The sequence below is a fragment of the Pseudomonas sp. PS01297 genome, assembly GCF_029959305.1.
In the GTDB taxonomy this organism is placed as follows: Bacteria; Pseudomonadota; Gammaproteobacteria; order Pseudomonadales; family Pseudomonadaceae; genus Aquipseudomonas; species Aquipseudomonas helleri.
The window spans coordinates 1-8,205 of the sequence record NZ_JASCPQ010000150.1 but is presented as its reverse complement, the minus strand read 5'-3'; the positions used below and the strand labels follow the sequence as shown (position 1 = coordinate 8,205).

Annotated in this window: 7 protein-coding genes; all 7 read right to left on the bottom strand. The window is 57.5% G+C overall.

Annotated features, from left to right (window positions below; translation table 11 throughout):
* Window positions 1–96: 96 nt before the first annotated feature.
* Window positions 97–2,403: a YgiQ family radical SAM protein gene (locus QMX84_RS25130; RefSeq protein ID WP_123751166.1), complete on the bottom strand. Its 2,307-nt coding sequence runs from the start codon at window positions 2,401–2,403 to the stop codon at window positions 97–99.
* 141 nt (window positions 2,404–2,544) lie between these two features.
* Window positions 2,545–4,206, bottom strand: coding sequence for an isopentenyl-diphosphate Delta-isomerase (gene idi / locus QMX84_RS25125; RefSeq protein ID WP_282365059.1), 1,662 nt, complete (start codon window positions 4,204–4,206; stop codon window positions 2,545–2,547).
* A 121-nt stretch (window positions 4,207–4,327) separates the two neighbouring features.
* Window positions 4,328–5,722, bottom strand: coding sequence for a replicative DNA helicase (dnaB, locus tag QMX84_RS25120; RefSeq protein ID WP_048366583.1), 1,395 nt, complete (start codon window positions 5,720–5,722; stop codon window positions 4,328–4,330).
* 122 nt (window positions 5,723–5,844) lie between these two features.
* A complete protein-coding gene (gene rplI, locus QMX84_RS25115; RefSeq protein WP_048366584.1) occupies window positions 5,845–6,291 on the bottom strand; it encodes a 50S ribosomal protein L9 in 447 nt (148 codons plus the stop codon).
* 19 nt (window positions 6,292–6,310) lie between these two features.
* Window positions 6,311–7,207: a hypothetical protein gene (locus tag QMX84_RS25110; RefSeq protein ID WP_282365058.1), complete on the bottom strand. Its 897-nt coding sequence runs from the start codon at window positions 7,205–7,207 to the stop codon at window positions 6,311–6,313.
* 36 nt (window positions 7,208–7,243) lie between these two features.
* Window positions 7,244–7,474 (bottom strand): 30S ribosomal protein S18, encoded by a 231-nt coding sequence (rpsR, locus tag QMX84_RS25105; protein ID WP_003171373.1) that lies wholly within the window; start codon window positions 7,472–7,474, stop codon window positions 7,244–7,246.
* Window positions 7,475–7,502: 28 nt separating this feature from the next.
* Window positions 7,503–7,928 (bottom strand): 30S ribosomal protein S6, encoded by a 426-nt coding sequence (rpsF, locus tag QMX84_RS25100; RefSeq protein ID WP_003439045.1) that lies wholly within the window; start codon window positions 7,926–7,928, stop codon window positions 7,503–7,505.
* Window positions 7,929–8,205 lie beyond the last annotated feature (277 nt).

The following is an 8,205-nucleotide window of genomic DNA, read 5'->3' as shown; positions in this document are numbered from 1 at the left end:
GCCGCCGGCTGCGATAAGGGCCGCAGCACCTTCGCTCTGAAAAAGCGCGACCCCTTCGGGCTCGATCGCAGCCTGCGGCAGCGGCTACACAGGCATTTAGCGCGGGACTACGGGCTTGCGCACAGGCTTCTTGCCTTTACCGCCCTTGGCGGCTTCCTGACGCTCTTTGGCCGCTTGTTTATTACGGGCAAACGCCGCAGCCTTGGCCTCTTCACGCTTGTCCCACGGGTTGCCACCATCGCTGGCACGCGGCGGCAAGCCGGTGTGTTGCGTCAGGATCTTGGTGGTCTTGCCACCGGCCACCTTGTGACTGCCCGCCGGCGTCGAGTTTTTACGGCGCGCGCTCTGGTAGCTGTCGGTCGCCGGCTGATGCAGCGGGATCAGTTGATCTTTGCCCGAGCCGATCAAGTCGGCACGGCCCATGCGGGTCAGCGCCTCACGCAGCATCGGCCAACCTTTAGGGTCGTGATAACGCAAGAACGCCTTGTGCAGACGACGCTGCTCTTCGCTCTTGACGATGGTCACGCCGTCACTCTTGTAAGTGACCTTGCGCAGCGGGTTCTTGCCCGAGTGGTACATCGCTGTGGCCGTGGCCATGGGCGACGGATAGAACGCCTGCACCTGGTCCGCCCGGAAACCGTTGCCCTTGAGCCACAGCGCCAGGTTCATCATGTCTTCGTCGGTGGTGCCAGGATGCGCCGCAATGAAGTACGGGATCAGGTACTGCTCTTTGCCTGCTTCCTTGGTGTACTTCTCGAACATGCGCTTGAAGCGGTCATAGGTGCCAATGCCCGGCTTCATCATCTGGTTGAGCGGACCTTCCTCGGTGTGCTCCGGGGCGATCTTCAAGTAACCGCCCACGTGGTGGGTTACCAGCTCTTTAACGTACTCAGGCGACTCGACCGCGAGGTCATAACGCAGGCCGGAAGCGATCAGGATCTTCTTAACACCCGGCAGGGCACGGGCGCTGCGATACAGCTGGATCAGCGACGAGTGATCGGTGTTCAGGTTCGGGCAGATGCCCGGGAACACGCATGACGGCTTGCGGCACGCGGATTCGATTTCCGGGCTCTTGCACGCAATGCGGTACATGTTCGCGGTCGGGCCGCCGAGGTCGGAAATGACGCCGGTGAAACCCGGCACCTTGTCGCGGATCTCTTCGATTTCGCGAATGATCGACTCTTCGGAACGGTTCTGGATGATCCGGCCTTCGTGCTCGGTAATCGAGCAGAAGGTACAGCCACCAAAGCAGCCACGCATGATGTTCACCGAGAAACGGATCATGTCGTAGGCCGGGATTTTTTCCTTGCCGTAGGCCGGGTGCGGAATACGTGCGTAAGGCATGCCAAACACGTAGTCCATCTCTTCGGTGGTCATCGGAATCGGAGGCGGGTTGAACCACACGTCCACTTCGCCATGCTTCTGCACCAGCGCACGGGCGTTGCCCGGGTTGGTTTCGAGGTGAAGCACGCGGTTGGCGTGAGCGTACAGCACCGCGTCAGCACGGACCTTTTCAACGGACGGCAAGCGAATCACCGTTTTGTCACGGGTCATGCGCGGGCTCGCCAGGATCTGCACCACCTTGGCTTCGTTCGGATCTTCAACCGGGCCTTTTTCTTGCTCGATGGCGCAGGCCTGAGTGTCCTGGGTGTTCACGTACGGGTTGATGATCTTGTCGATCTTGCCCGGACGGTCGATACGCGTGGAGTCCACTTCGTACCAGTCTTTGGGCGTGTCACGGCGAATGAACGCGGTACCGCGCACGTCAGTGATGTCTTCGATCTTGTGGCCATAAGACAGGCGCTGGGCAACTTCGACAATGGCCCGCTCGGCGTTGCCGTACAGCAGGATGTCGGCGCAGGCGTCGATCAGGATCGAGTTACGTACGCGGTCTTGCCAGTAGTCGTAATGCGCAATGCGGCGCAGGGAGGCCTCGATGCCACCGAGCACAATCGGGACATTTTTGTAGGCTTCTTTACAGCGCTGGCTGTACACCAGGCTCGCGCGGTCCGGACGTTTGCCAGCCATGCCACCGGGGGTGTAGGCGTCATCGGAACGGACTTTTTTGTCGGCGGTGTAGCGGTTGATCATCGAGTCCATGTTGCCGGCCGCGACGCCGAAGAACAGGTTCGGCTCGCCCAGCTTCATGAAGTCGTCTTTGGACTGCCAGTTCGGCTGGGCAATGATGCCCACACGAAAGCCCTGGGACTCCAGCAAGCGGCCGATGATGGCCATGCCAAACGACGGGTGATCGACATACGCATCACCGGTCACGATGATGATGTCGCATGAATCCCAGCCAAGCTGATCCATCTCCTCCCTGCTCATGGGCAGGAATGGCGCTGGCCCGAAACATTCGGCCCAGTACTTCGGATAGTCAAAAATTGGCTTCGCTGCTTGCATGTCGATGACCGGTGTTGAGTGCAAAAAAAGGGCGCGACATTTATTGAGAAATTCGCGGGCGCGGAATATAGCACAAAAAATGACCAATTCCGACTATAACGCTGGGCTTTCTTGACCAGTAGAACGTCGGACTGCTTAGCCTCAAACACCCGAATTTGACGGAGGATCCGCGAGGAAATCAATAGAACTGCGCGGCCACTGATGAATGGCGTAGGCCGCCTCTTGCCACTGCGCATCCAGCGGGGTGAGCGGCAACTGACGAGCGGCGAGTTTAAATAACAGGCGTAAGCCGGTATTGGACCGCTGGGAGGCGCGGGTCAGGCGCATCATCAGGGCGACTTGCGAGCGCGAGAGATCAACTTGATGGCCGGAAGAAAAACCCTTCACCCTCGAAAGCCTCTCCAGGGTCAACAATGCCAGCCCTCCCGTCCACAAAACAAAACGGCGGATACCGGCTTGCCTGGACGGTATGAGCAAGGCGTACTGGAGCGCGAGCTGCAAGTGCGCATGAGCAGTCCCAATCAACGCTGAAAGTGCTCGCTCATAGTTGGCGTCTGTTTGATCTGGCTGCAAGCCCAACAAATGGATTGAGTGCTCAGCGAAAAGGTCGCGCGGCAGCCAACAAATACCTCGCTGCCGATCCTCCCATTGGTCTTTAAGAATATTGGTGAGCTGCAAACCCGCCCCGAAGGAGACCGACAAGCGCCGCAGCGTATCGCGATACGCGACTAGCGTCGGGTCGTAGTCGATAAACAATTCCGTCATCATCTCCCCGACAACACCAGAAACGCAGTAACAGTAACGATCCAGGTCTTGACGGGTTTCCATACCCTGAAGGCCCAACGCCTGCCGGAACTCCGACATGCCTCGGGTAATGACCCGCAAGCAGATAACAATCACTTCGCGCTGAGCAACTGTCAGTTGGTTATGCACCTGCATCAGCAAAGGCAAATGCGCTAACAGTTCGTGCTCAGCCTCAACCGTCTGTTCTGTCAGCAGAGCAGCCACTTCATCACTAAAACACTGGGCATTCAGACGTCCTGTTACAACCTGAACCAATGCCTGCTCGAAATGCGTGATTTGCACTGGTGTGAGTGCCGGCTCATCCTCGATCGTGTCCGCAAGACGCAGGAGCAAATAGGCATGAGTCACCACTTGGCTAAGTTCAGGAGGTAACTGAGGAATGGTCAGCGCGAAATTACGCGACACGCGAAAGAGCAGTTCTTTCTGGTAAGCAACCAACTCTTGCATCGGCACGTCACTTTCCGCGCCTCGAATCTGCTGACTCCACTGCTCAAGCTGGTCACCGCTGCTGACGAGGATTTCCTTAAACCAGACGGTGAATAGTCCGGGTTCGGCGTCCATCCAGCTCAAGAGTCGGTGCGGCTCGATCCACATCCAGTCAGAGGCTTCGTCGGGGTTCGGCACAGGCTCGCCGTCATGGCGACCTATAAAGACGTGGTCAAACTCATGCTCGATAAGTCCGCCTGGCACCTGCGCTTCATAAGTAAAGGCAGTGACTTCTTGCAACGCGCAATCAAAGCCCATTTCTTCGCCGAGCCGGCGATGAGCCGCGTCTTCAGTAGGCTCGCCATCGCGCGGATGTCCGCAACAGGTATTGGTCCACAAACCGCCGGAGTGGTATTTCTCCGGCGCCCGACGCTGGAGCAACAACCAACCACGGGAGTCGAACACGAAGAGGGAAAAAGCGCGGTGAAGCAAGCCTTCTTGATGGGCCTTAAGTTTATTCGCCACCCCGGTTTGCTGATCATTGGCATCAACCAAAATGAGAAGCTCATCCATTACCGGCACCCCTGACTGACTCACACCATCGCGCAGTCATTAGGGGCACAAGCAAATACCCGCCGGTACTGTCAAACATGACAGTGCCGATGAGCGGTAGCGATCAGGAATGGGCGACGAATTACTCGTCGTCGAAGTTGTAACTGCCCGGAGCGAGGTTTTCGAAGCGTGTGTATTTGCCGATAAACGCCAAACGCGCCGTACCGATCGGGCCGTTACGCTGTTTGCCGATGATGATTTCAGCAACGCCCTTGTGCTCGGTTTCGGGGTGGTACACCTCGTCCCGGTACACGAACATGATGACGTCGGCGTCCTGCTCGATGGCTCCGGATTCACGCAAGTCGGAGTTGATCGGGCGTTTGTTGGGCCGTTGTTCCAGGGAACGGTTGAGCTGCGACAGGGCAATCACCGGGCAGTTGAATTCCTTGGCCAGGGCCTTCAAGGAACGCGAGATCTCGGAAATCTCGTTGGTCCGGTTATCGCCGCCCGAACCCGGGATCTGCATCAACTGCAGGTAGTCGATCATGATCATGCCAATCTCGCCGTGCTCACGCACCAGGCGCCGGGTACGGGCACGCATCTCGGACGGGCTGATACCCGCTGTGTCATCGATGAACAGCTTGCGATCGTTGAGCAGGTTGACCGCCGAGGTCAGGCGTGGCCAGTCGTCATCTTCGAGGCGACCCGCACGCACTTTGCTCTGATCGATTCGCCCAAGCGACGAGAGCATACGCATGATCAGCGATTCACCTGGCATCTCAAGCGAGTAAACCAGTACCGCCTTGTCGCTGCGCAACACGGCGTTCTCGACCAGGTTCATGGCGAAGGTGGTTTTACCCATCGATGGACGGCCCGCGACGATGATCAAGTCGGCTGGCTGCAAGCCGCTGGTCATGTTGTCGAGGTCGGTATAGCCGGTGGACAAGCCGGTAATGGCTTCGTCGGTATTAAACAGGGTGTCGATACGGTCAATGGCTTTGGTCAACAGGTCGTTGACGCTCACCGGGCCGCCGGTTTTAGGCCGGGCCTCGGCAATCGCGAAAATCTGCCGCTCAGCTTCGTCGAGGATCTCTTCTGCGGTGCGGCCTTCCGGGTTGAAGGCGCTGTCGGCAATTTCAGTGCTGATGCCGATCAGTTGGCGCAACGTCGCACGCTGACGAACGATCTGGGCGTAGGCCTTGATGTTCGCCACCGACGGGGTGTTCTTCGCCAGTTCGCCCAGGTAGCCCAAACCACCGACTTGTGAGGTCTGACCTTCCTTGTCCAATTGCTCGGCAAGGGTCACGACGTCAATCGGTGAGTTCTGGTCGGCCAGTTTGGCGATGGCGCGGAAAATCAGGCGATGGTCATGCCGATAAAAATCGCCGTCCGAGACCTGATCCAACACGCGTTCCCAGGCGTTGTTGTCCAGCATCAGACCACCGAGTACAGCCTGTTCGGCCTCGATGGAGTGCGGCGGCACCTTCAGGGCTGCGGTTTGCAGGTCGTATTGCTCAGGAGCGGAAATATCGTTCATGGCCACGTGTCAGTTTGGGGTGAAAAACAGGATCAGCAGAAAGACAAAGGGCACGACCTGTAAACAGGATCGTGCCCGATGTTAACCGTCCAGCACACACGGTGCCAGTCAGTTAAGACTGCTTAAGCAGCTACCACAACAACGCGTACGGTTGCTTCAACTTCGGCGTGCAGGTGCACAGCCACGTCGAATTCGCCAACGTTGCGGATAGTGCCGTTCGGCAGACGAACTTCGCTTTTTGCAACTTCAACGCCAGAGGCGGTCAGTGCATCAGCGATGTCGTGAGTACCGATCGAACCGAACAGCTTGCCTTCGTCACCGGCGGTGGCAGTGATAGTCACTTCCAGCTCGCCCAGTTGAGCAGCACGAGTTTCGGCCGAAGCTTTCTTGTCAGCTGCTGCTTTTTCCAGCTCAGCGCGACGCTCTTCAAACGCAGCCAGGTTGGCAGCGGTTGCAGCGGTAGCTTTGCCGTACGGCAGCAGGTAGTTACGACCGTAGCCGGCCTTAACATTTACTTTGTCGCCCAGGTTGCCCAGGTTTGCGACTTTTTCCAGAAGGATCAGTTGCATGTGAAAATCCTCTTAACTTTTAACCTTCACCGTCCGCAGAGCCTTTATCAGCGTCTTTCGGCGCCAGACGTCCGCGAAAATCAATCAGGCTGTCGACAATGGCCAAGACCACGAGCAACGGATAGATCAGCTGCATAAACAGCAGCAGCGTGACGTACAACCCCACCAGCCAAAACTTGGCCAGTCGCTTTTTCGCTACCAGCCCGTGTATCAGGGCCAGGCCGGCGAAGAACAACGCTACGCTGCACAACGGCGTCAGCATGGCCATTTGCGGACCGAAGTTCGGACCTACAAGCATGCACGCCAGCAACAATAGCGCTGGTCCCAGCGGTAGGCGGATGCTGCGAAATTCGCTGGCAAAACCGCCCGGGTTATACAACAGCGCTTGCCAGTAACGCCCAAGAATCAGGCTCAGCACGCTGACGACCTGCATCAAAGCTGCAATCAAACCGGTGAGGACGGGTGCAATCAGTGCTCCGAGGCGCGCTCGCTCTACGTCAGTTAACTTGTCGTAGAGACCACTGAGGATCTGCGGCAGAAGTTTTTCCAACTCCTGCGCCATCGCACCAATGGGTTCGCGGAAAACCGTGCCCAGAACCACGCCATACACCACACCCAACGCTACGCTGACCAGCAGCACGCGGTACCAGGGCTGACCGGCGCGCAACAGCAGCGCCAATCCCAGGGTTCCCAGCAGCACCATCAAGGTGCGGGGTTCGCCCATAAACCACCAGGCCAAGGCCGGCAGTAAAGCCCATGAGAGGATGCTCAAGGCATCTCTCGGACCGCGCCGCAGGAGCACAAGGCAACCTGCAGCAGCACTCAACCAGAACAAAAACGGCAATGCCGCACATCCGGCCACGATTAACGTGGCCTGCACACGGCCTCGCATGATGAACTCAGCTAGGGCACGCATGCATTCAATCCTTTACTACCTGTCGACTGCCCGGTCTCAGCGGCCGTGGCTGTCGGTGTAGGCCAGCAGGGCCAGGAAGCGGGCGCGCTTGATAGCGGTGGCCAGCTGACGCTGATAACGAGCTTTAGTACCGGTGATGCGGCTTGGAACAATTTTGCCGGTCTCGGATACGTAAGCTTTCAGAGTGTTGAGATCTTTGTAATCGATCTCTTTCACTTCTTCTGCGGTGAAGCGGCAGAATTTACGACGACGGAAGAAACGTGCCATGTAATTGGCTCCTCAAAAGGTCCGTGGATTACTCGTCAGCGTTATCGCTGGCGTCGCTGTTATCGCTGTCATCGCCATCGGCGCTGTCAGAATGCTCAGGACGGTCACGACGCTCACGGCGCTCACTGCGGTTCTCTTCAGCCTTGAGCATCTCGGACTGGCCAGTTACGGCTTCGTCGCGACGGATGACCAGGTTACGGATCACAGCATCGTTGTAACGGAAGTTGTCTTCCAGCTCAGCCAGGGCTTTGCCAGTGCACTCAACGTTCAGCATCACGTAGTGAGCCTTGTGAACATTGTTGATTGCGTAGGCCAGTTGACGACGGCCCCAATCTTCCAGACGGTGGATTTTGCCGCCGTCTTCTTCGATCAGCTTGGTGTAACGCTCTACCATGCCGCCGACTTGTTCGCTTTGATCCGGGTGGACCAAAAAGATGATTTCGTAATGACGCATGAATGCTCCTTACGGGTTGTAGCCTGCCGCTAACTTAAAGCGGTCAGACAAGGAGTGAATGACACTTGTGTGTCTTGCCTAGAGAGGCACATATGCGCCCGCCATGATGGCAAGGGGCGCAATTGTAGAGAAGGGACAAGAGCGACGCAAGGTGATTGGTGATTATTTGAACAATTCAAACACCCCCAAACCGTAGGAGCGAGCTTGCCTCGCGATCTTTTGATCGTTACAAGATCGCGAGGCAAGCTCGCTCCTACAGTTGAGGCCGGGTGTGGGT